The sequence below is a fragment of the Pseudomonas sp. StFLB209 genome, assembly GCF_000829415.1.
Classification (GTDB): Bacteria; Pseudomonadota; Gammaproteobacteria; order Pseudomonadales; family Pseudomonadaceae; genus Aquipseudomonas.
This window is the reverse complement of record NZ_AP014637.1, coordinates 20,631-42,698: the sequence shown is the minus strand read 5'-3', so window position 1 is coordinate 42,698 and position 22,068 is coordinate 20,631. Positions and strand designations below refer to the sequence as shown.

At 62.1% G+C, this 22,068-nt stretch carries 18 protein-coding genes; 7 read left to right on the top strand and 11 right to left on the bottom strand.

The annotated features are described in order from the left end of the window. Window positions 1-98: 98 nt before the first annotated feature. The 5 genes from PSCI_RS00160 to mnmC all read right to left on the bottom strand — a co-directional run bounded on the left by PSCI_RS00160 (window position 99) and on the right by mnmC (window position 7,100). A complete protein-coding gene (locus tag PSCI_RS00160) occupies window positions 99-1,169 on the bottom strand; it encodes a lipocalin-like domain-containing protein (protein ID WP_045481200.1) in 1,071 nt (356 codons plus the stop codon). After that, complete coding sequence (locus PSCI_RS00155; RefSeq protein WP_045481197.1) at window positions 1,159-3,627, bottom strand: ABC transporter permease; 2,469 nt, start codon at window positions 3,625-3,627, stop codon at window positions 1,159-1,161. Before PSCI_RS00155 ends, PSCI_RS00160 begins: the two co-directional genes overlap by 11 nt. 1 nt (window position 3,628) lies before the next feature. After that, window positions 3,629-4,297, bottom strand: a complete 669-nt coding sequence (locus tag PSCI_RS00150; protein WP_045481194.1) for an ABC transporter ATP-binding protein — start codon at window positions 4,295-4,297, stop codon at window positions 3,629-3,631. A gap of 21 nt (window positions 4,298-4,318) precedes the next feature. Beyond that, the gene (locus PSCI_RS00145; RefSeq protein WP_045481191.1) at window positions 4,319-5,011 is read right to left on the bottom strand and encodes an MBL fold metallo-hydrolase; all 693 of its coding nucleotides are present in this window, start codon (window positions 5,009-5,011) and stop codon (window positions 4,319-4,321) included. A 103-nt stretch (window positions 5,012-5,114) separates the two neighbouring features. Continuing rightward, a complete protein-coding gene (gene mnmC / locus PSCI_RS00140; protein WP_045481188.1) occupies window positions 5,115-7,100 on the bottom strand; it encodes a bifunctional tRNA (5-methylaminomethyl-2-thiouridine)(34)-methyltransferase MnmD/FAD-dependent 5-carboxymethylaminomethyl-2-thiouridine(34) oxidoreductase MnmC in 1,986 nt (661 codons plus the stop codon). Between the two features lie 128 nt (window positions 7,101-7,228). On the opposite strand from mnmC, the gene pap reads away from it, so the two are divergent. After that, on the top strand, window positions 7,229-8,728 hold the full coding sequence (gene pap, locus PSCI_RS00135) for a polyphosphate:AMP phosphotransferase (RefSeq protein ID WP_045481184.1): 1,500 nt from the start codon (window positions 7,229-7,231) through the stop codon (window positions 8,726-8,728). On the opposite strand, the gene PSCI_RS29400 is transcribed toward pap, so the two are convergent. The 3 genes from PSCI_RS29400 to PSCI_RS00125 form a co-directional block, all read right to left on the bottom strand. Beyond that, window positions 8,729-8,887: a hypothetical protein gene (locus tag PSCI_RS29400; protein ID WP_158497577.1), complete on the bottom strand. Its 159-nt coding sequence runs from the start codon at window positions 8,885-8,887 to the stop codon at window positions 8,729-8,731. 149 nt (window positions 8,888-9,036) lie between these two features. Beyond that, the gene (locus tag PSCI_RS00130) at window positions 9,037-9,441 is read right to left on the bottom strand and encodes a YbaN family protein (RefSeq protein WP_045481181.1); all 405 of its coding nucleotides are present in this window, start codon (window positions 9,439-9,441) and stop codon (window positions 9,037-9,039) included. A gap of 1 nt (window position 9,442) precedes the next feature. Then, the gene (locus tag PSCI_RS00125; RefSeq protein WP_045481178.1) at window positions 9,443-10,030 is read right to left on the bottom strand and encodes a UPF0149 family protein; all 588 of its coding nucleotides are present in this window, start codon (window positions 10,028-10,030) and stop codon (window positions 9,443-9,445) included. Between the two features lie 201 nt (window positions 10,031-10,231). Between PSCI_RS00125 and recQ the strand changes: the two genes are divergently transcribed. The 3 genes from recQ (at window position 10,232) to PSCI_RS00110 (ending at window position 15,347) form a co-directional block, all read left to right on the top strand. Then, complete coding sequence (gene recQ, locus PSCI_RS00120) at window positions 10,232-12,370, top strand: DNA helicase RecQ (RefSeq protein WP_045481175.1); 2,139 nt, start codon at window positions 10,232-10,234, stop codon at window positions 12,368-12,370. 91 nt (window positions 12,371-12,461) lie between these two features. Continuing rightward, window positions 12,462-12,899 carry a MarR family transcriptional regulator gene (locus PSCI_RS00115; protein WP_045481173.1) on the top strand — a complete coding sequence of 146 codons (438 nt, stop codon included), beginning with the start codon at window positions 12,462-12,464 and terminating at the stop codon, window positions 12,897-12,899. Window positions 12,900-13,046: 147 nt separating this feature from the next. Then, window positions 13,047-15,347 carry a FimV/HubP family polar landmark protein gene (locus tag PSCI_RS00110; RefSeq protein WP_231906539.1) on the top strand — a complete coding sequence of 767 codons (2,301 nt, stop codon included), beginning with the start codon at window positions 13,047-13,049 and terminating at the stop codon, window positions 15,345-15,347. Window positions 15,348-15,455: 108 nt separating this feature from the next. Here the strand turns inward: PSCI_RS00110 and PSCI_RS00105 are convergent, their stop codons facing one another. After that, complete coding sequence (locus PSCI_RS00105; protein ID WP_045481171.1) at window positions 15,456-15,866, bottom strand: PA2817 family protein; 411 nt, start codon at window positions 15,864-15,866, stop codon at window positions 15,456-15,458. Window positions 15,867-15,932: 66 nt separating this feature from the next. Continuing rightward, window positions 15,933-18,380, bottom strand: a complete 2,448-nt coding sequence (locus PSCI_RS00100) for an acyl-CoA dehydrogenase (protein ID WP_045481168.1) — start codon at window positions 18,378-18,380, stop codon at window positions 15,933-15,935. A gap of 135 nt (window positions 18,381-18,515) precedes the next feature. Here PSCI_RS00100 and PSCI_RS00095 point away from each other — a divergent pair, with 135 nt between their 5' ends. The 3 genes from PSCI_RS00095 (at window position 18,516) to PSCI_RS00085 (ending at window position 21,029) form a co-directional block, all read left to right on the top strand. After that, window positions 18,516-19,139, top strand: coding sequence for a glutathione S-transferase (locus PSCI_RS00095; protein ID WP_045481164.1), 624 nt, complete (start codon window positions 18,516-18,518; stop codon window positions 19,137-19,139). 169 nt (window positions 19,140-19,308) lie between these two features. Then, entirely contained in the window at window positions 19,309-20,241 is a 933-nt protein-coding gene (locus tag PSCI_RS00090) for an ABC transporter ATP-binding protein (RefSeq protein ID WP_045481161.1), read from the top strand. Beyond that, entirely contained in the window at window positions 20,241-21,029 is a 789-nt protein-coding gene (locus PSCI_RS00085; RefSeq protein ID WP_045481157.1) for an ABC transporter permease, read from the top strand. The genes PSCI_RS00090 and PSCI_RS00085 overlap by 1 nt, the downstream gene beginning before the upstream one ends. On the opposite strand, the gene PSCI_RS00080 is transcribed toward PSCI_RS00085, so the two are convergent. Beyond that, a complete protein-coding gene (locus tag PSCI_RS00080) occupies window positions 21,004-21,975 on the bottom strand; it encodes a DUF6708 domain-containing protein (RefSeq protein ID WP_045481154.1) in 972 nt (323 codons plus the stop codon). The two genes, PSCI_RS00085 and PSCI_RS00080, sit on opposite strands and share 26 nt — an antisense overlap. Window positions 21,976-22,068: the final 93 nt, after the last annotated feature.

The window sequence follows — 22,068 nt, the reverse complement described above, 5'->3', positions numbered from 1 at the left end:
CTTCTGGCTTTTTTGATCACGCTGCTCCTTGGAAAGTGTTCCCAGCGAGACCTATGGTGCCTAACTGAACAATATTGCGCCTGACCGCAAACCACCGTTCAATACCCGGTCATTTCCAGATACCCGACCCCGCTCTGGCTGCCGCTGGCACGCACCGGCCCCTCCCAGTAAGGCACGTCCAGGTCCATCCACGCCTTGGCGTTGAGGGCCTCGGTGATGATCGACAGGTTCTTGCCGGGGATTTCTATCGACCAGCGGGTCGGCAGGCTCCGGCCTGCCACGCGGGTTTCGTTCAGCGGCGCAAGACGAATGTCATCGCCAGTGAGTGGCTGGATCTGGCCATCCGGCGCAATCCAGCTGCCGATCAGGTAGGCCGGCCGGGTGGTGCGACGGATGCGGTAGAGCATCAGCCGTGTGCCATCTTGTAGATGCAGAGAAAACCAGTCCCAGCCGTTCTGCTCGGCGGTCAGCGGCTGGCTGCTCCATTCCCGGTCCAGCCAGGCCTGGCCGCTGACCTGATGAGTCTGGCCGTCAATCTGCAATTGACCCTTAACCGTGTAGAACGGCTGGCTGTAGTAATACGATGCCTGGCCCTGTTCGGACTTGCGGCTGTAGCCGTGCTCGCCCTGCAGCACCATGGGGCGTTCGCTGGTCAGGTGCAGCGTGTAGCTGAAAGCGGCAGCGCTGGCTTGCAGGTGCAGATCGCGCATCGGTTCGCTGGCGCTGCTGGTCATTGACCAGTCGTCAATCCAGGCCGCGAACGGTGTCAGGTTGACGCCGGCCTGACCGACACCGCCGCGTCCCAGGCGCTGGGCAGCGTGATGCGAGGTGGCGGAGGTGGCTGCCGCGTGCCCCATCCAGAGCGTGGTGTCTTGCCAGCCGGCGCCGCTGCTGCCGGGCTGCAGGGCATTGCGAAACAGCGTCCATTGCACGCCGAAGGGCCGGCCTTGCGGGTCTTGCAGGTTGGCCGTGACATACCACCATTCAATGCGAAAGCCCGGGTGCGGGGCGTGATCGGCAGGAAAGCTGAACGGCCGGCCCGCAGTGACCTGAGTGTAGCCATCAGCCTGCCCACCCATTCCGGCAAAGCCCTGTTCTGCCGGCGGCTTGTCGTCACAGCCGGCCAGCAGCAACAGGCTCAGCACGCCAAAGCGCCAGCTACTGGTCACGATCAAAACTCCTGAGCAGGTCGGTGGGCTGGCTGCGGTACAGCCGCCAGAGCGGCCCGGCCGAGGCCAGCAAGGTGGCGAGCAGGGCCAGCGCCGTGAGGTTCAGCCATTGCAGCGGGAACAGCTGAGTGGGCAGCCGCCAGCCAAACGCCTGGACCTGAATCACCGCGTTCAGGCACCCGTTCAGCAGCACGCCCAGCGGCACAGCGGCCAGCAAAGTCAGGCTGGCCAGCAGCCAGGTCTGGGCAAGATTGAGCACTACCAGACGACGACGGTCGACCCCTAATGCCCAGAGTGGCGCCAGTTGCCCGAGACGATCCTGGCTTTGCGTCAGCAGGCTGATGAACAGCGCAATGCCCGCCACGCCGAGGATCAGGCTATTGAGCGCCGCAGTGGCGGCGAAGGTGCGTTCGAAGACTTTACCGGACCAGTCTTTAAGCTGCTGCTGATCGACGATCCGGCTATCGTCGAGGCCGAAGCGTTGTTGCAACGCGGCGCTCAACACGCCAGCGGCCTGCGGCTCGGTACGCAGGCTGAAACGGCCAGGCAGCAGGTCGGGCCAGTGCTGTAACAGGTGCCGCGAATCGACCAGCAAATGGCCACGTGAATTACCATAGTCGGCATACAGGCCAATGATGCGTGGGTGCCAGCGGCCTTGCGGTACCGGGATCTCCAGCGTGTCACCAACGTCCAGGCCCAGACGCCGGGCCAACTGTTCGCTGAGCATCACGCTGTCCTGTTGCGCCAGTTGCTGCCAGGCATCCTCGGCGCTGCCGGCCAGTAGCGGCCAGTGTTCGCGGTAATGCGCATGGTCGATCACCCCATGCAGTTCGGCTGGCCAGCCTTGCAGGCGCACACTGACTTGCCAGTCCGGCAGTACCGCTTTGACCCCCGGTTGTTGCGCCAGCCAGTCGGGCAGGGTACGGGCCTGTTGCGGGGTGGCGACGGTGACGTACAACTCGGCGCTCAAGCGCTGCTCCAGCCAGGTGTTGAAGGTCTGGCGAAAGCCTGCGGTCATGCCGCCGGCACCGATGCTTGTGGCCATCGCCAGTAACAACGCCATCAACGCCAGACTGAGGGCCGGCAACTGCTGCCGGCAATCGGCAATGAACCATTGACCCAGCACCGAATGGCTACGGCGCAGAGCCACCGCCAGCAACCCGTCGAGAATCACCGGCAGGCCCAGCGCCGCGCTGAGCAACAGTGCCGAGACCAGCACAAAACCGCTGATCAGGCTGTCACCGAACCCGGCGCCCAGCGCAACCGCCAGACCCGCCAGGGCAATCTGGCGCTGATGGCGCAGCCAGCGTTGATGCGCTTCACGCCAGGCCTGAGCACGGGCCAGCGCCAGCACTGGCAGGCGGGCGGCGCGTAGCAGGCTGCTGGTGCCGGCGAGCAGGGCACCGAGCAGCGCCACGCCGAGGCTGCCCAGCCACCAGCCCGCGCCCAGATTCAGCTGCCCGGCCACCTGTGCGCCATACAGGCCGCGCAGGCTGGCGGCCAGGTCAGGCAGCAACAGGCTGGCCAGCACAAAGCCGCTGGACACCCCGGCGATGCCGGCCAGCCCAGCCATGCCGACCAGCTCCAGGGCCAGCGCGGCCACCAGCATGCGCACGCTGACCCCGCTGGCGCGCAGGTTGCGCAGCAGGCCGCGACGTTGTTCCAGCGCCAGGCCGATAGCCGCATGGACAATGAACAGGCCGACCACGAAAGCCAAAGCCCCCAAGGCATCGAGATTGAGGTGGAAACTGTCGGTCAAGCGCGCCAGGTCGTCATTGGCATCACCGTGCTGCAGGCGTAACCGGTCGGCAAACCGCGGGAGCAGTTCTGGCTGGGTGGCGGCGAAGTCACTGGCCAGCAGCAGGCGGCTGACTTGCCCGGGCATTGCCAGCAGGGTTTGCGCCTGGCCGATATCGGTCAACAGCAGCATCGGTGGCATCGTTGCGACGCTTTGCAATGGCGGCAGGCGCTGGCCGTTGTCCAGTGCTGGTTGCTGGCCTTCCTGCAAACCCAGCGCCCGCAACGTATCGCTGGCGATCCAGGTGACGCCGGGCGGGCGCAGGAAATTCAGCAACTGGTCGTTGCCCAGCGTCTGGCCCGCCAACGCAGTGCCACGTGGCAGGGTCAACGGTTCGATGCCGAGCAGTTGCAGGCGCTCACCGTTGAGGCTGACCCGGCCTTGCAGTTGCGGCGACACCGGCCAGCCGGCCCGGCGCAGCTCGACAAACAACCGCTCGGAAAATGGCCCACCGTCGGGGCTGACCAGCCAGCTCTGGGCCTGGCCGCCGAGCAACTGACTGGCGCGCTGATAACTGTCGCGAGCCTGGCTGTTGAGCGCCTGCACGCCGGTCAGCAACCCGGTTGCCAGCCACAAGCCGACCAGCACGCCGGCCAACTGCACCGGATGACGCCGCCAGTGACTCAGCAGGGCGCACAGCGTCCAGCCGAGTGCGCTCATCTCAGTGGACTGCGGCGTCGTCGAGCCGCCCTTTATGCAATACCACCCGGCGAGCCAGGCGGGCGGCGATGCGCGGACTGTGGGTGACCATCAGCAGGCTGGTGGGGCTGTCGGCCAACAGCTCCATGAGCAGTTGCATGACGTCGTCACTGCTGGCTTCGTCGAGATTGCCGGTCGGCTCGTCGGCGAGCAGCAAGGCCGGCCGTGCGGCCAGTGCGCGACCGATGGCCAGCCGTTGTTGCTGGCCGCCAGACAGTTGCTCGGGATAGCGATCCAGCAAGCCATTCAGACCCAGACGCTGTGCCAGTTGCGCTTGCCAGGCGCGGTCGTGGCGCCCGGCCAGACGCGCCTGAAAGGCCAGGTTGTCTGCCACCTTGAGGCTGCCGATCAGGTTGAACTGCTGGAACACCAGGCCGATACCGCTGCGCCGCCAGCGCGCCAGAGCGGATTCATTCAAGCCGTCCAGACGCTGGCCGTTGACAGCAATACAGCCGCTGTCTGGTCGGTCCAGGCCGGCAATCAGGTGCAGCAGGGTGCTCTTGCCGCTGCCCGACTCACCCATCAACGCCAGGCTTTCGCCAGGCGCCAGTTGCAGGCTGACGCCATCAAGCACTTGCAGCGGCCCCTGGGCGGTGGGGTAGTGCTTGATGAGGTCGTCAACCTGCAGCATGGCGCGGTTCTCTATGAGCGGTCAGTTTTGCCCGCAAGCCCGATTGGCCGCCAGGGCCACGTCCAGCAAGCGGGGTGGCGGCAGGTGCAGGCCGTCCATCAGCGCGGCGTACTCTTCGGCATTGGCCACTTGCAGGCGCGGATTGTGACGGCGCTCTTCGCCAATGGTCGAACAGGTCCAGCCCTTGTAGTCGTGCGCCGGGAACACCAGCGTGTCGTCGCCCAGATCCAGCAGGCGTTGCAGGCTGGCCCACTGCTGGCGGGCGCTGCCATTTTGAAAGTCGGTGCGGCCACTGCCGCGAATCAACAACGTGTCGCCGCTGAACAACCAGGCCGGTTGACGGCCGCGGGCGGCGAGCAGAAAGCAGTACGAATCGCTGGTGTGCCCCGGCGTATGCCAGACCTTCAATTCGCGACTGCCAAAGGCCAGGCTCTGGCCGTCATGGAAGTTGAAGCTGGCGCAAGGCACGTGGCTTTCCTGACCCAGGCCGGTGTTGCAGCCGGTGGCATCGCGCAGATCACCCAGGCCGGTGATGTGGTCGGCGTGCGTGTGGGTGTCGATAGCCATGATCAGGCGCAGATCAAGGTCGGAAATCAACCGCAGGTAATCGTCCAGATGCTCTTTGACCGGGTCGATCAGCAGCGCCTGACCCTGATCGGCGAGCAGGTAGCTGTAAGTGGATGTCTGGCTGTCGAACAGTTGACGAAACAGCATGCGAGTCTCCGTTTTTCAGCGTGTGCAGGTAACCACCGTAGGGCTTATCGCCGCTCAGGTCAAAGCCGCCTGTGCAAATGCCTGTTACAAAAACCCGCCGAATCTAGCTTTTGCCCCCACGAATCAGGCTGCGCAGCGCGAAGCGATTGGGGTGGCAGGCCTCGGCCACACTGCGCGGCAGCGGCAACGGTTCGTCGTCCAGCCAGGCCGCGAGCAATTCGGCGCTCAACGGTGTGGTGATCAACCCTCGTGAACCATGGCCGCTGTTGACGTACAGGCCGTCGAGCCATGGACAGGCCAGGGGCGGAATCTGGCGGGCGTCTTTGCTCAGCGCCGCATAAGTGTGGGCGAACGCCTGCCCGTCAGCCAGCGGGCCGACGATAGGCAGATAATCGGGGCTGGTGCAGCGAAAGGCTGCCCGGCCTTGCAATTGCGCGCCGTCCAGATCGGCGCCATGCAGGCGCTGGCTGAGGTCCGGCGAGATGTCCTCCAGCAATTGCAGGTTGCTCTGATGTTCGGCCAGGGTCGGGCTCAAGTCCTGGTTATGAAAGTCAAAGCTTGCGCCCAGGGTATGTTCGCCGCCACGCGCCGGCGCCACGTACCCTTCGGCGCAGACCACAGTCGCGAGCGCCTGGCTGGCGGCGGTCGCCGGCAGGCGAGTGATCTGCCCGCGAATCCGTTTGAGCGGCAGCTCGGCACTCTGGCTAAAGCGCTGCACATCGGCGGCATTGGCAAGAACCACCACCGCAGCGCTGGCCAGTAACCGGTCATCGGCCCAGGCCTGCCACAGGCCATCTTCGTGGCGCAGATCCAGCGCCTGGTGGTGGGTCAGAACCTTGATATTCGGGTGTTCGACCTGTTGCTGACACAGCGCCGGCGGATGCACCCAGCCGCCCTCGGGGTAGAACAGCCCGCCGCCGGGCAGGCTCACCCCGGCCTGTTGTTCGGCGGCGTGCTGGTCCAGCACGTGCAACAGGCTGGCCGGGAAGGCTTCGGCCAGTTTTGCCTGGCGCTGCGCCTCTTTGTCATCGAACGCCAGTTGCAGCACGCCGCAGTCGTCCCAGTCGCTGCCACGCTGCAAACGCTCCAGCAGGCGCCGGGTATGGCCGAAGCCGCTGAGGATCAGTTGCGAAAGCGCCGTGCCATGGGCTGAAAGTTTCAGGTACAGCACGCCCTGCGGGTTGCCCGAGGCTTCGCTGGCCAACTGTTCATGACGCTCCAGCAGGCTGACCTGCCAGCCACGCACGGCCAGGCTGCGTGCCGTGCTGCAACCGGCCAGGCCGCCGCCGATCACCAGGGCTTTGCGTTCACCGGCAGGCCGCGGTGGGCGGGCGAACCAGGGTTTGACCGCAGGGGGCGCCTCGGCTTCGTCGGGCCAACCGATAAAGGCGCCGCGAATGACTTCCCATTTATGGCCGATGCCCGGCACGCGCTTGATCTTGAAACCGGCCGCCCCCAACGCCCGGCGTACCCAGCCGGTGCTGGTGAAAGTGCCCAGCGTGGTGCCGGGCGCCGACAGCCGCGCCAGTTGCGCAAACAGCTGCTCGTTCCACATCTGAGGGTTTTTAGCCGGGGCAAAACCATCGAGAAACCAGGCGTCGATGCGCCCGTCCAGTTGTTCCAGCATCTGCTGCGCATCGCCAATCAGCAGGGTCAGGGTAATACGCCCGTCGTCGAACAGCAGCCGCTGAAAGCCTGGATGAATGGCTCGGTACTGGTGCAGTAATTGCCCGGCTTGCGCAGCCAGTTCCGGCCACAGCGCCAGGGCGCGTTGCAGGTCGGCATGGCTGAGGGGGTACTTCTCGACACTGACAAAATGCAGGCGTGCGCCGACCGGTGCACACTCGTTGAACAACTGCCAGGCGCAGAAGAAGTTCAGCCCGGTGCCGAATCCGGTTTCGCCGATGACCAGCCGCCCGTCCGCCGGCAAGGCCGTAAAGCGGGCGCGCAGGTCGTTCTGGATCAGAAACACATGTCGGGTCTCTTCCAGGCCCGCATCGGTGGCGAAATACACGTCATCGAAGGCGTTGGAGCGTGGGTTGCCGTTTTCGTCCCAGCTGAGCTGGGCGTTCTGGAAGGAGGCGGTCATGGCGGGCTCTGCGGTGGACGAGGCGGCATTTTACCCGGTCGCAGGCTGAACGGATTGACCCATCGGGCGAATTGATGGTCTTAATGGGCAAAGCGCTATCAACGAAGATTCGTAAAGGGAGTTCCAGGATGTTCGAATCCGCTGAAATCGGCCATGCCATCGACAAGCAGGCGTACGACGAGCAGGTGCCCGCGTTGCGCGAGGCATTGCTTGAAGCCCAGTACGAGCTGCATGAGCAGGCCGGGCGGCAGATCATTGTGCTGATCAATGGCATCGAGGGCGCCGGCAAGGGCGAGACGGTTAAATTGCTCAACGAGTGGATGGACCCACGCTTCATCGAGGTGCGCACCTTCGACCAGAAGACCGACGAAGAACTCGATCATCCCCCGGCCTGGCGCTACTGGCGACAATTGCCGGCCAAGGGCCGGATGGGCATTTTCTTTGGCAACTGGTACAGCCAGATGCTTCAGGACCGGGTGCATGGCCTGCTCAAGGACGCGCAACTGGACCAGGCGATCAGCGGCGCGGAGCGGCTGGAAAAGATGCTCAGCGATGAAGGCGCGATCATCTTCAAATTCTGGTTCCATCTGTCGCGTAAACAGATGAAACAACGCCTCAAAAGCCTGCGCGACGATCCGCTGCACAGCTGGCGCATCAGCCCGCTGGACTGGCAGCAGTCCAAGACCTACGACAAATTTGTGCGCTTCGGCGAGCGGGTGCTGCGCCGCAGCAGCCGTGAATATGCGCCCTGGCATGTGATCGAAGGCGCCGATGCCAACTATCGCAGCCTGACCGTTGGCCGTTTACTGCTCGAAGGCATGCAGGCGGCGCTGAACACCCCGCCAGTCGAACCCCAGGCGCTGGCGGTCGGACCGCGCGGCACCCATGACGATGAACTGACCCTGCTCGACAGCCTCGATTTGAACCAGCAACTGGACAAGGATGAGTACGAGCATCTGTTGATCACCCAGCAGGCGCGTCTGTCGCGCAACATGCGTGACAAACGCATGAAACGCCATGCGCTGGTGGCCGTGTTCGAAGGCAACGATGCGGCCGGCAAGGGCGGCGCGATCCGCCGCGTGGCGGCGGCGCTGGACCCGCGCCAGTACCACATCGTGCCGATTGCCGCGCCGACCGAAGACGAACGCGCCCAGCCGTACTTGTGGCGTTTCTGGCGGCAGATCCCGGCACGCGGCAAGTTCACCGTGTTTGATCGCTCCTGGTATGGCCGGGTGCTGGTCGAGCGAGTCGAGGGCTTCTGCAGCGAGACCGACTGGTTACGCGCCTACGGCGAGATCAACGACTTCGAAGAGCAGTTGACCGACGCCGGGGTGGTGGTGGTCAAGTTCTGGCTGGCGATCGACGAGCAGACCCAGCTGGAGCGTTTTCAGGCCAGGGAAGAGATCCCGTTCAAACGCCACAAAATCACCGAAGACGATTGGCGCAACCGCGAAAAATGGCCGCAATATCGCCGCGCAGTCGGTGACATGGTTGACCGCACCAGCACCTCGATTGCGCCGTGGACGTTGGTGGAGGCCAACGACAAGCGCTGGGCGCGGGTCAAGGTGCTGCGTACCCTCAACGAAGCGCTGGAAGCGGCATTTGCCCGCGACAGCAAGAAAAAATAGTTACGCAGGCCGCTGATCGCTGGCGTGCTGCGCGGGGGTGCAGTCTCTGAGCGTTGGCGCAGCATCGTGCCGCTCGGGGCTGCGGTTCGGCAGGTTGGCAGCCAACGCTTCGGCCAGGGCGCGCAGGATGGCGCTGTACAGGGGAGGGAGGTCACGCATGGGGTTGTCCTTGATCAATGGTGATGTCCACGCGCTGCAACGGCCTTGGGCGTTACAGCGGCGTAACAACAGCTAAGAACAACTTTGCGCGAAGGTCAGACGTTTTTTGCATAAGGCTTATAGCGGTTTTGCAAGCATCAAGCCTGGCGCTAGCGCCGTGGCGGCAGTGCCTTTTGCCGTGCAATCCACAGGCTGACCAACACCGCACAGAGCAGCAACAGCACGCGCACCCAGGTCAGCGGCACGAACCAGCACGACACCCCGATGCTGAACCACATCAGGCCGATGGCGTAGACCTTGGCTTTGAGCGGAATGCCATGACCTTCCAGATAGTCCCGGATCCACGGGCCCAGGCGCGGGTGTTCGACCAGCCAGCGGTAAAATCGCGGCGAACTGCGCGCGAAACACGCCGCGGCCAGCAACAGGAAGGGAGTGGTGGGCAGCACCGGCAGGAAGATGCCGATGATTCCGAGCAGGACACTCAGCCAGCCGATCGCCAGCAGTGCATAGCGCACCAGCCCGTGTGAGCGGGTGCGCGATGACGGGGTGACCAACTCAGTGGTGGCGAGGCTTGAGGATTGCCGGTTTTTCTTCCGGTGCCTGGCACAGCAGGAACAGGGCTGTCAGGGCTTCAGGGATCTGGACGATCATGTCGTCCATCAGGCCGGCGTCCTGGGCGATGTCGGCGAATTCCGGTTGTTCGTCGAACAGGCCCGAACCGACCATGATCGGCAGCAGCATTTCACTGACTTCTTCCTCGGCGCTTTCGAACCAGGCGTTCTCGCGCAGGAACACGCCTTCCATGAAGCCGATGCACCAGCCGCGCAGTTCCGAGTCGTCCGGGTCGTCGCCCAGGTCCAGGTCGCAAGGCAGTTCGAACTCTTCGTCCGAGGCCAATTGGCGGGCAATATGCGCTTGCAACAAGACCAGAGTGGTTTCGATTTCTTCGCGCTGCGCGTCGCTGGCGTAGTGCGGTGGCTCAGCGAACAGTGCTTCGATCCACTCGCGCTCAGGCACCTGCTCCGAGCAGATTGACAGGGCGGTCAGGTAGCCATGGGCGGCCACGTAGTCCAGTGCTTCATCGTGCAGATCATCTGCATCAAGGAAGACTTGCAGGCGGGTAAGTTGCTCAGCGAAGGACATTGACGGACTACCTTGGAAATAAACGATGCCAAATTCTAGGCTCTCAACGGCCTGGGCGCCAGCAGCGTGAGCACTGCCGGGCAATATTGACAGCTGATGTACAGAGCCTCCGCTGAGTAGGGCGCTCGGGTATACTGCCGCGTTTGTAGCCGCGCGGCTCGACCGACGCGGCCTGCTGTAGCAGCACAACCCGGGGTTTTTATGCTCGAACAGGCTCAACGCATTCTCAAGGACATCTTCGGCTACGACAGCTTCCGGGGGCGCCAGGGTGCGATTATCGAGCGCGTGGCCAGCGGCGGCGATGCTTTGGTGTTAATGCCCACCGGCGGCGGCAAATCGCTGTGCTTCCAGGTGCCCGGCCTGTTGCGCGACGGCCTTTGCGTGGTGGTGTCGCCGCTGATCGCGTTGATGGACGACCAGGTTGCGACCCTCGATGAACTGGGGGTGTCGGCCGCCGCGCTGAACTCGACCCTGAGCGCCGAGCAGCAGCGTGAACTGGCCGCGCGCATGCGCCAGGGCCAGCTCAAAATGCTTTACCTGGCGCCCGAGCGGCTGGTTCAGCCGCGTATGTTGTCGTTCCTGCAGAACCTCAATATTGCGCTGTTCGCTATTGATGAAGCGCACTGTGTATCGCAATGGGGTCATGATTTCCGTCCCGAATACCTGCAACTGGGTCAACTGGCCGAGCTGTTTCCCGATGTGCCGCGCATCGCCCTGACGGCTACAGCCGACAAGCGGACCCGCGAAGAGATCGTCACCCGTTTGCATTTGCAAAATGCCGAGCGCTTTTTGTCGAGCTTCGACCGGCCCAACATCTTTTATCGCATCGTGCCCAAAGAGCAGCCGCGCAAGCAGTTGCTCGCGTTCCTGTCCGAGCGGCGCAGTGATGCCGGTATTGTTTATTGCCTGTCGCGCAAAAAGGTTGAGGAAGTGGCCGAGTTTCTCAGCAACAGCGGCTACCCGGCGCTGCCTTACCACGCTGGCCTGCCCGCCGAGACCCGGGCCAGCAACCAGCGGCGCTTCCTTAACGAGGAAGGCCTGATCATGGTCGCCACCGTGGCGTTTGGCATGGGCATCGACAAGCCCAACGTGCGCTTTGTCGCGCACCTGGACCTGCCCAAGTCGCTGGAAGCTTATTATCAGGAGACCGGCCGCGCAGGGCGTGACGGTTTGCCCGCTGACGCCTGGATGGCCTACGGCCTGCAGGATGTGCTGATGCTCAAGCAAATGCTGCAAAACTCTGAGGGCGACGAGCGGCACAAGCGCCTGGAGCAGCACAAGCTCGATGCCATGCTGGCACTGTGTGAAGAAACTCGCTGCCGGCGCCAGGCACTGCTGGCCTACTTCGACGAAGAGCTGCCACAACCCTGTGGGCACTGTGACAATTGCGTCGACGGGGTGCAGACCTGGGATGCCACCGAGCCTGCCCGCCAGGCGCTGTCGGCGATCTACCGGACCGGCCAGCGCTACGGGGTGGGCCATCTGGTGGACGTCTTGCTCGGCAAGTCTACCGACAAGGTGCAGAACTTCGGTCATCAGCATCTGGCGGTGTTCGGGGTTGGCAAAAGCCGCTCGGAAGGTGAGTGGCGCACCTTGTTCCGGCAACTGGTCGCCCGTGGCCTGGCCGATATCGACCTGGAAGGTTACGGCGGGCTGCGCCTGACCGACAGTTGCCGGCCCTTGCTGCGCGGTGAGGTCAGCCTGGAACTGCGCCGCGATCTCAAGGCCCAGACCAGTACCAGCCGCAGTAGCGGCGGCAGCGGTAGTCCGGCCAGCCAACTGGTGCGTGGTGAAGAGCGCGAACAGTGGGACGCGCTGCGTGCCCTGCGCCGACGCCTGGCGCAAGAGCATGGGGTGCCGCCGTACGTTATCTTTCCGGACTCGACCCTGCTGGAAATGCTCCGGGGTCAGCCACGCTCGATGGCCGAGATGGCCAGGGTCAGTGGCGTGGGCGCGCGCAAGCTGGAGCGTTACGGCGAAGCCTTCCTTGAAGTGCTCAGTGGTCAGGCCGAGGCGCCCAAGGTGGTGGCCGACCTGCGCCACGAACTGATCAGTCTGGCCCGTGCCGGCATGACCCCGATTCAGATCGCCGGGCAGTTGCAATGCTCGGAAAAGAATGTCTACAGCCTGCTGGCTGAAGCCATTGCCGGCCAGCAACTGTCGCTTGAGCAGGCGCTTGATCTGCAAGCCGAACTGCAAGAAGAAATCCAGGACGCGTTTCTCGACGGCGAGGGCGAGCTGCCGGCGGTCAGCGATGTGGCCGCGCAATTCAGCGGTCGGGTCCCTGAAGGGGTGTTGTATTGCGTGCGTGCCGCCCTGCAGTCGGAGTTCGAGGCGTAACAGGTTGCGACGAAAGGTCTCGGCGCTGCGCTTGATCGCGGCCAGAGGCCATGCTTAGCTGGCTAATAATTAGATTAACCATGAGTTTGTTATGCCTTTGACTGATGAACACCGCTTCGGGATGCAACTGGCCCAGATGACCCGTGGCTGGCGCGCCGAGCTGGACCGGCGGCTGGCGGGTCTGGGCCTGTCCCAGGCCCGCTGGCTGGTGCTGCTGCATCTGGCCCGCTTCAATGATGAGGCGCCGACCCAGCGTGAGCTGGCGCAAAGCGTCGGCGTCGAAGGGCCGACCCTGGCCCGCCTGCTCGACAGCCTTGAAACCCAGGGCCTGGTTCGCCGCCAGGCGGTTGTCGAAGACCGTCGGGCGAAGAAGATCCTGCTTTGCGACAGCGCCGCGCCGCTGATCGCGCAGATCGAATCCATCGCCAATACCCTGCGCGCCGAGTTGCTCACCGGTGTCGATGAAACAGAACTGCAACTTTGCATGCGGGTGCATGCGCGCATACTGGAAAACCTGGAAAGAACCTGAAGCGTGGCAGCGGGTTCTCGCTCATACTTGGGCGCAATTCAATGCGGGAAACCAGGAACGGTTTCCATAAGGGGTCGCATGCTGAAAAGAGTGGAGCGCGGCGTAAAAGTTGCCCTGAAAGCGGGCGGACGTCGCCACGGGTTGGCGATGTGGGTAGCGCTTTGCTCGCTTGGCTGGTCGGGTATGGCCGCAGCATTGGGGATGGGCGAGATCCGTTTGCACTCGGCGCTCAACCAGCCGTTGAACGCCGAGATTCAGTTGATTGAGACCGCTGGCCTCGACCCTGAAGACATCGTCGTCAAGCTTGCTTCACCCGACGCATTCACCAAAGCGGGTATAGAACGGGTCTTCTTCCTCAATGACCTGCGCTTTACGCCGGTCATCCGCGGCAATAGTGGCTATATACAGGTCTCGTCGAACAAGGCTGTGGTAGAACCCTACCTGAGCTTTGTCGTGCAGTTGTCCAGACCCAACGGTGACCTGCTGCACGAATACACCTTGTTGCTCGATCCGGCCAACACCCCCGAGGGCCTGGCGGCGACGCGTAACCGCAAGCCGCTTCAGGAAACAAGCGTGCAGGATTCGCGCATGCCCAAGGCGCCGCCCATGGCGGTGCAGGGCAAGCATTACATCGTTACCGACGGCGACACGCTCAACAGCATCGCTCGCCGGTTGCAGGGCCCCGGTAGCAACGGTTCGGCGGCGCAACTGGCAGACGGCATCCAGGCGCTCAACCCGCAGGCATTTCCGACTGGCGCGGGCAGTGCCCTGCGGGCCGGGCAAAACCTGCTGTTACCAGACGCTGCGGTAGTTCCCAAACCGCCTGCAGTCGAACCGTCAGCCGCTGACGCCGTTGCAGTGCCTGTTGTGGCGGATGCCCAGAAAGCGGCGCAACTGGCTGCCGATGCCATTGAAAACCAACAGCTCGAAGACTTGAAGAGCCTCAATCGCGCGTTGCAGGAACAGGTGTTCGAGCGCGACAAGGCCGTCACTGTCTTGCAGGCCCGGCTGGCCGAAATGCGTGACGCCGCTCAGGCTCCGGACCTGAGCACGCGAGCGATTGCCGGTAACCCGGCGGCACCTGCTGCTGTGGTTGCGCCAGCCGCTGCGCCCGCAGCTGAACAGGCCAGCACCGACAATCCTCTGTTCAGCCTGCCGGTGTTACTCGGTGTGGTTGCAGCGTTGCTGCTGTTGATCCTCGGTTTGCGGCTGCGCCAACGTCGCCAGAGCGTGTCGACGCCTGAGCATGTTGAGCCAGCCGTCAGTGACGAGCGGCTGATCAAGCCGGCTCAAGCGGTGGCGCTGCCCGTCTACGAAGTTCCTGTCGTCGCGCCTCCGGCTGCCGCGCCTGTGCAGAGCGCCAGTAATGGCGCGTCGTTGAACAAGGTAACGAGCAGCCAGCGTCTTTCCGGGGCGGCGCCGGATGCATTGGATGGTGTGAGCATCTACATCGCTTATGGACGTTTTAATGAAGCCTTGGCTATCTTGCGTGATGCCCTGAGCAAGCAACCTGAGCGAGCAGATGTTCGCGAACGTATTCTTGAGCTGCTTGGCGAGCAGGGCGACATTGCGGGATTCGAGCAGCAAGAGCAGGCAGCATTGGAACATGGCCTGAGTCGTGAACAGATCCAGGGAATACGTGATCGTTACCCGCAGCTCAAACCATCACCCGCCGTTGCCGCCACAGGGGTGGCCGTGGGCGCCGCAGCGGCGGCTGCTGCGGTTACCGCGATGGTCGGACCGGCAGTTGCTGAACCCGCGCAGCCGAAGCCCGAGGCCCCGGCACAACTGGACGAAACTGCAGCCGCTGCGCTCAATCCGGAGCACGACGATGAGTTCCAGCTGAACCTGGATGATTTGTCCATGGACGCTGACTGGGATCTGGTCGATCCGTTTGACAAACCAGCGCACCATGGCAAGGCCGAGGTGCCCGAGGCTGCACCGCTGGATCCGCACTTTGCATCCAACCTTACCGAATTGCCGGAAGTTTTCGAACTCGATGACGAGCCGTTTCGGGGGGCGTCTGTCGAGTCCGCGCAACCTCTTGAGGCGGGTGATTCCCTGGACCTGGATTATGGTGCAGATGATTCTATCGAGATCATCGCGCCCTCCGGTGTCGATCAGTCGCTGTCGGGCTTTGATCTGCTGGACGGGCTGGAGGGGTTTTCCGGGCTGGATGAGCAGAACATCCAACCCATCGAACTGGTCGAGCCCGTCGGCAATGACGCGCTGGACGATGCATTTCTCGACAGCTTTGCCGACGACGACGGCATGGAATTCGACCTGATGGAACTGGACGAAGAGCCGCTGACTCAAATCAATCAGGCTCAGTTGATGATCGATGAAGGTGACGTTGACGGCGCGCGGCGGCTGCTGGAACAGGTGGTTGAATACGGCGACGAGGCGCATCAGCAGATGGCCAGAGACTTGTTGTCGAGCCTGGACTGATTCTTCAGGCAAACAAAAGGGGTCGATCACGACCCCTTTTTCTTTGCCCCAAAAACCATGGCGCTGCCTGCGCGGCTAAAGCGGAGCACCGCCCGGCCACTCCTGCAATCAGTGCGACGGCCCTTGGGTGTTCAGCGACAGCAGCTGTTTTTCCTGAGCCCAGTCGAAGGGTTCGTCATTTTCTTCGGCTTCAAAGCGACGCTCCTCCAGGGCCTGATAGAGGTCGATCTCTTCATCTGGCATGAAGTGCAGGCAGTCGCCGCCGAAGAACCACAGCAGGTCGCGAGGCACCAGGTGGGCGATCTGCGGGTAACGTTGAATCACCTGGCACATCAGGTCCTGGCCCAGATACTGGCTTTGCAGCGGGTCTTGCGGCAGTTGCTCGATCAACTCGTCGAAGCGCTCCATGAACAGCGCGTGGTTGGCTTCTTCCACCTGCTCGGCCTCGCCCAAGGCAACCAGAATGCTGCGCAGGTGGGTCAGCAGAGCCAGATGATGGTTGAGAATGGCGTCGGCCATGATGAAATCCTCGGATGTAAAAAAGGCGCGAGAGTATAAGCCTCATCGCGCCCGCTGTGGGATTGGTTATCTGACCTTGTCAGGCGCAGGCGCCAACTGCTCTTTGCTGAAATCGTCGACGTCGATCACTTTGCGCCGCGCCTGCTCGGCTTGTTCCAGGCTGTGCGCTTCTGTGCTCTGCAGCACTGCGGCGCGTAAGGCGGCATCAATCAGCGACTCGTCACCGTGCACCTGGACTTGCCCCGATTTGACCGCCAGTTGCAGTTTGCGGCGTATTGCCTGACTGCCTTGAACCTGCTGGTGGGCATGGTTGAGCGCACCGACAGCATCCTCCTGAGCTTGCGGGCGGTAGCAACCAGCCAGCAGTTGCTCCAGGGCCGGATCACCTTTGCTGCGGCCCAGCAGTTGCGCGACTCGGGCATCGAGAGCGTCGTCAGGGCCTTTGTGACGGCGACCGAACGGAAATACCACCGCCCGCAACGCACAGCCCAGCAAGCGGTTGGGGAAATTGCGCAGCAACTGATCGAGCGCCCGCTCGGACTCGCCGAGGCTTTCTTCCATGGCCCACTGCAACAGCGGGCGCAGATAATCAGGCGAGTCAAGATCGTGGTAGCGCTTGAGCGCTGCCGACCCCAGGTAAAGATGGCTGAGCACATCGCCCAGGCGCGCCGACAGGCGCTCGCGGCGTTTCAGCTCGCCGCCGAGCAGCATCATGCTCAGGTCAGCCAGCAGGGCAAAGGCGGCGGCCTGACGGTCCAGCGCGCGGAAATAGCCTTGGCTGAGACTGTCGCCGGGACGTTTGTCAAAGCGTCCCAGGCCCAGATTGAGTATCAGGGTGCTGGCGGCGTTGCCCACCGCAAAACCGATATGGCGCATCAGCAGGTCATCGAATTCGTACAGTGCCCGGTCATGATCTTCACGGCTGGCCAGGGCCATTTCTTTGAGTACGAACGGGTGGCAGCGGATCGCGCCCTGACCGAAGATCATCAGGTTGCGCGAGAGAATGTTTGCGCCTTCGACGGTGATGAAGATCGGTGCGGTCTGCCAGTTGCGCGCCAGGTAGTTGTTCGGACCCATGACGATGCCTTTACCGCCATGCACATCCATGGCGTGGCTGATGCATTCACGGCCGCGTTCGGTCAGGTGGTATTTGAGGATCGCCGACAGTACCGACGGTTTTTCGCCCAGATCCACAGCATTGGCGGTCAGGATCCGTGCGCTGTCCATCAGCCAGGCATTGCCGCCGATCCGTGCCAGCGCTTCTTGAATACCTTCGAAGGCCGACAGTGGGACGTTGAACTGCTCGCGAACCTGCGCGTACTGGCCAGTGACCAGGCTGGTGTACTTGGCCGCGCCGGTGCCTACCGCTGGCAACGAGATGGAGCGACCCACCGACAGGCAGTTCATCAGCATCATCCAGCCCTTGCCAAGCATTTGCTGGCCACCGATCAGGTAATCCAGCGGCACAAATACATCCTTGCCGCTGTTCGGCCCGTTCATGAAGGCGGCGCCCAGCGGCAGGTGACGGCGGCCGATCTCGACACCGGGGGTATCGGTGGGGATCAGCGCCAGGCTGATGCCCAGCTCGGTCTGCTCGCCGAGCAGATGATCAGGGTCGTAGGCTTTGAACGCCAGGCCCAGCAAGGTCGCCACCGGGCCGAGGGTGATGTAGCGTTTTTCCCAGTTCAGCCGCAGGCCGATGACTTCCTGACCCTGCCACTGGCCTTTACAGATGATCCCGGTGTCGGGCATTGCCCCGGCGTCGGAGCCTGCCAGTGGGCCGGTGAGGGCAAAGCAGGGAATGTCGTCGCCACGGGCCAAGCGGGGCAGGTAATGGTTACGCTGTTCTTCGGTGCCGTAATGCAGCAGCAATTCTGCCGGGCCGAGCGAGTTGGGCACCATCACGGTGGAGGCCAGGTCGCCACTGCGGGTCGCCAGCTTCATTGCGACTTGCGAGTGCGCGTAGGCAGAGAAGCCTTTGCCGCCATACTGCTTGGGAATGATCAGGGCAAAGAAGCCATGCGCTTTGATGTGCGCCCAGGCCTCTGGTGGCAAGTCCATGTCCTGGCCGATCTGCCAGTCGCTGACCAGCGCGCAGAGTTCTTCGGTCGGGCCATCGATGAACGCCTGCTCTTCTTCGGTCAGGGTCGCTGGCGGGTAGGCGAGCAGGGTGTTCCAGTCCGGACGACCGCTGAACAGCTCGCCATCCCACCACACAGTACCGGCGTCGATGGCATCGCGCTCGGTGTCGGACATCGGCGGCAACACTTTCTTGAACCATTTGAACATCGGCGCACTGAAGTGTTTGCGGCGCAGCTCTGGCAGCACCAATGGCAGCAGCACGGCCAGCCATGCCAGCCAGAAAATGCCCAGCAACCAGCCCGGCGCGTGGCTCCAGATGCCCATGGCCAGCAGATAAAGGGCGATTACACCCAATATTGCGATAGGGATAACGCGGCGGTGCGCCAGCCAGGCGCTGCCTACCAGCAATCCTGCGATCCACAACAACAGCATAAATAATCCTCCGTGACGGCGACGGTCGGGCCGTGTTCATAACATGGTTAGTGACCCTGCATGAGCCAGTAAGTTGCGACCGTTACAGGGTAGACTGGTCAGCGACGAATGGCGGTCATCACAGGAGGTAAGCAAATGCTCAAGATCTGGGGACGCAAGAATTCCAGCAACGTCCGCAAGGCACTGTGGATTGCAGAAGAAGTCGGAGTGCCGTACCTGAGCCAGGACGCTGGCGGTGCCTTTGGCCTGGTCGACGAGCCAGAGTACCGGGCAAAGAACCCCAACGGCCGGGTGCCGATGATTGAAGACGGCGACTTCGTGCTCTGGGAATCCAACGCCATCGTGCGCTATCTGGCCGCGCGTTACGGCGCAGCGTCAGGGCTGTATCCGGCTGATCCGCAAGTGCGCGCGCAGGCTGACAAATGGATGGACTGGACCACCTCGACGCTGGCCGAAGCCTTTAAACCGGTGTTTTGGGGCGTTGTGCGCACTGCGCCGCAAAAGCAGGATTGGGACTTCATCAACCAAAGTATCCAGACGCTGCATGGCCTGCTGGCAATCCCTGATGCCGTGCTGGCCGATCAGCCTTACCTGTCCGGTGATGCTTTTGGGATGGGCGATATTCCGCTGGGCAGCTTTGCCTACGGCTGGTTCGAGATGCCCATTGAGCGCCCTGAGCTGCCCCATTTGCAGGCCTGGTACGAGCGGCTCAAGACGCGTGCGGCTTATCGCAAGGCGGTCATGACGCCATTGACCTGAATGGCATTGAAACTGCCGGCAGACGATCGTGTCCCGGCTCGATATTTATTATTAATGAATGTGTCTGTACTTGAGCGGTCTGTCCTAGCACCATTGCAGCATCTATTCGAGCGCCTCGTGCGCTCGTTCATAACCAGAAACTTTCTTCCTGATGGGTACGTTTTCCGCCATGAGTTCTGCTCTGTCCATTCGACAGCTCACAAAGACCTACGGCAACGGCTTCCAGGCCCTAAAGGGCATTGATCTGGACGTCGCCGAAGGTGACTTTTTCGCCTTGCTTGGCCCCAACGGCGCCGGCAAATCCACCACCATCGGCATCCTGTCGACCCTGGTCAACAAGACCAGCGGCAGCGTGAATATCTTCGGCCACGACCTGGACCGCGAACCGGCTGCGCTCAAGCGTTCGATTGGTGTCGTGCCGCAGGAATTCAACTTCAACCAGTTTGAAAAGACCTTCGACATCGTCGTCACCCAGGCCGGTTACTACGGCATCCCGGCACGTATTGCCAAGGAACGCGCCGAGCAGTACCTGACTCAGTTGGGCCTGTGGGATAAGCGTGACGTGCCTTCGCGCTCGTTGTCTGGCGGTATGAAGCGTCGGTTGATGATTGCCCGGGCGCTGATCCACGAGCCGCGCCTGCTGATTCTCGACGAGCCGACCGCAGGCGTGGACATCGAGCTGCGTCGCTCGATGTGGACCTTTCTGACCGAATTGAACCAGAAAGGCATCACCATCATCCTTACCACGCACTATCTGGAAGAGGCCGAGCAACTGTGCCGCAACATCGGCATCATCGACCACGGTGAGATCGTGCAGAACATGGGGATGAAGCAATTGCTCAACACCCTGACCGTTGAAACCTTCGTGCTCGACCTCAAGCAGTCGTACAGCGCTGCGCCGCAACTGCCGGGGTTTGCCAGCAAGCTGATCGACAGTCATACCCTGGAAGTGCAGGTCGACAAGAACATCGGCATCACCGCGCTGTTCAGCCAACTGGCCCTGCAAGGCATTGAAGTGCTGAGCCTGCGCAACAAAGCCAATCGCCTTGAGGAGTTATTTGTGTCCCTGGTGGAGAAGAACCTGGCCAAGGTGGCCCAATAATGAGTACCCAGAACAGCGAATTGCGCCCCAATCTGGTTGCCCTGAACACCATCGTCTACCGCGAAGTGCGGCGCTTCATGCGCATCTGGCCGCAGACCCTGCTGCCGCCAGCGATCACCATGGTTCTGTACTTCGTGATCTTCGGTAACCTGATCGGCCGCCAGATCGGCGACATGGGCGGCTTCAGCTACATGCAGTACATCGTGCCGGGGCTGATCATGATGTCGATCATCACCAACTCCTACGGCAACGTGGTGTCGAGCTTCTTCGGCGCCAAATTCCAGCACTCGATCGAAGAACTGATGGTCTCGCCGGTCTCCCCGCACACCATCCTCGTTGGCTACGTACTGGGCGGGGTACTGCGCGGTCTGATGGTCGGCCTGATCGTGACCCTGCTGTCGATGTTCTTCACTGACCTGCAGGTCCATCACCTGGGCGTGACCGTCGTGGTGGTGCTGCTGACCGCGACCATTTTCTCGCTACTGGGCATGGTCAACGCCGTCTTTGCCCGCAACTTCGACGACATCTCGATCATCCCGACCTTCGTGCTGACTCCGCTGACCTATCTGGGCGGCGTGTTCTACTCCATCAGCCTGCTGCCACCGTTCTGGCAGACCGTCTCGTTGGCCAACCCGGTCCTGCACATGGTCAACGCCTTCCGCTACGGCATCCTCGGCGTGTCCGACATCAGCATCAGCATCGCCATGGCGTTCATGGTCGGTGCGACCGCAGTGCTTTACCTGTTCTGCATCCGCCTGCTGGTCAGCGGACGCGGCATGCGTCAGTGACTGCTGATTGCCCGCCGGGTGATGGGACCCGGCGCGCCTCGTACTCGGCCAATGCGGCCTGAAACTCGGCGGAAGGCCTGGCCCACTGCTCCGGCGGCAGGGGCTTTGACCATTCGATGATATCGGGGTGGTCGAGGTCGGGGAGGGGATAAAGCTTCTTGCGCTCCAGATAATCGGCCAGCAGTACGTTGAAGACGAACAGGCCAAAAAAACCATCCCAGAGCAGGGTGAGGAACCAGCCTTTGCGTTTGGCGGCTTCTTTCAGGTCATCCAGGTAGCTGGCGAAGATGCCTTTGGTGCGGGTGAATCTGGATGTACCGATCGAGACCACAGCGTCGGGCCCTACTTCCATATAGGTACGGATGCATTCCCACAACGCCATAGCAGGTTCACCGCCCCCACAATAAAAACCTAGCAGGTAGTTCTGATTATCTTTCTTCACTGTTAGAGGATTATTCAGACCTATATACAGCATGCCTTGAGTGACTTTTCCTCCTTGACTCATGCTCGAAGCCTGAGTGGCCACTGCAACGACTTGCTCCCAAGGCACAAACCAGTAATCGCCGTTTTCTCTGACGACGCAAGCTTCACGTCGATGGCGATTGAAACGAACAGGGTTGGGGGACGGGCGGCGTAAGGCGGGTGCTATAAAGTAAAGGGCGATGCACAATCCAACTAACCCTGCTGCCCAAATCATCCAATATGTGTCTATGTTTAGGTATTTCAGCAGAGAACCCATTCCTAAAAAGAGCAGGAGTTGAAACCATACAAGACGAATGGTGGCGGAAAGGGTGAAGCTTCCGATGTCCATGTATGTATCGTTCTTTCGCCAGATAATCCCTAATGAGTCCCCAGGCTTCTGGCCGGTGGGTATTGGTAATGGAGCCAAATAGTCGCTTCGGCGAAATACGGTCTTTTTGCATGTGCCTGCTTCAGGGAACGTCATGTTTTGGTCCCGGTATTGTGAGGGTTTCCTCGTAAGTGCCCAATTTGTGTAATTTCGCCTTGTTCAGCATATAGGCTTCGTGCTTGCGTAAGG

Excerpts from the sequence above, each read along its gene's own strand:
- PSCI_RS00155 (WP_045481197.1), bottom strand. The coding sequence starts at position 3,627 with ATGAGCGCACTCGGCTGGACGCTGTGCGCCCTGCTGAGTCACTGGCGG.
- PSCI_RS00150 (WP_045481194.1), bottom strand. The coding sequence starts at position 4,297 with ATGCTGCAGGTTGACGACCTCATCAAGCACTACCCCACCGCCCAGGGG.
- PSCI_RS00145 (WP_045481191.1), bottom strand. The coding sequence starts at position 5,011 with ATGCTGTTTCGTCAACTGTTCGACAGCCAGACATCCACTTACAGCTAC.
- mnmC (WP_045481188.1), bottom strand. The coding sequence starts at position 7,100 with ATGACCGCCTCCTTCCAGAACGCCCAGCTCAGCTGGGACGAAAACGGC.
- pap (WP_045481184.1), top strand. The coding sequence starts at position 7,229 with ATGTTCGAATCCGCTGAAATCGGCCATGCCATCGACAAGCAGGCGTAC.
- PSCI_RS29400 (WP_158497577.1), bottom strand. The coding sequence starts at position 8,887 with ATGCGTGACCTCCCTCCCCTGTACAGCGCCATCCTGCGCGCCCTGGCC.
- PSCI_RS00125 (WP_045481178.1), bottom strand. The coding sequence starts at position 10,030 with ATGTCCTTCGCTGAGCAACTTACCCGCCTGCAAGTCTTCCTTGATGCA.
- recQ (WP_045481175.1), top strand. The coding sequence starts at position 10,232 with ATGCTCGAACAGGCTCAACGCATTCTCAAGGACATCTTCGGCTACGAC.
- PSCI_RS00115 (WP_045481173.1), top strand. The coding sequence starts at position 12,462 with ATGCCTTTGACTGATGAACACCGCTTCGGGATGCAACTGGCCCAGATG.
- PSCI_RS00110 (WP_231906539.1), top strand. The coding sequence starts at position 13,047 with ATGTGGGTAGCGCTTTGCTCGCTTGGCTGGTCGGGTATGGCCGCAGCA.
- PSCI_RS00105 (WP_045481171.1), bottom strand. The coding sequence starts at position 15,866 with ATGGCCGACGCCATTCTCAACCATCATCTGGCTCTGCTGACCCACCTG.
- PSCI_RS00100 (WP_045481168.1), bottom strand. The coding sequence starts at position 18,380 with ATGCTGTTGTTGTGGATCGCAGGATTGCTGGTAGGCAGCGCCTGGCTG.
- PSCI_RS00095 (WP_045481164.1), top strand. The coding sequence starts at position 18,516 with ATGCTCAAGATCTGGGGACGCAAGAATTCCAGCAACGTCCGCAAGGCA.
- PSCI_RS00090 (WP_045481161.1), top strand. The coding sequence starts at position 19,309 with ATGAGTTCTGCTCTGTCCATTCGACAGCTCACAAAGACCTACGGCAAC.
- PSCI_RS00085 (WP_045481157.1), top strand. The coding sequence starts at position 20,241 with ATGAGTACCCAGAACAGCGAATTGCGCCCCAATCTGGTTGCCCTGAAC.
- PSCI_RS00080 (WP_045481154.1), bottom strand. The coding sequence starts at position 21,975 with ATGACGTTCCCTGAAGCAGGCACATGCAAAAAGACCGTATTTCGCCGA.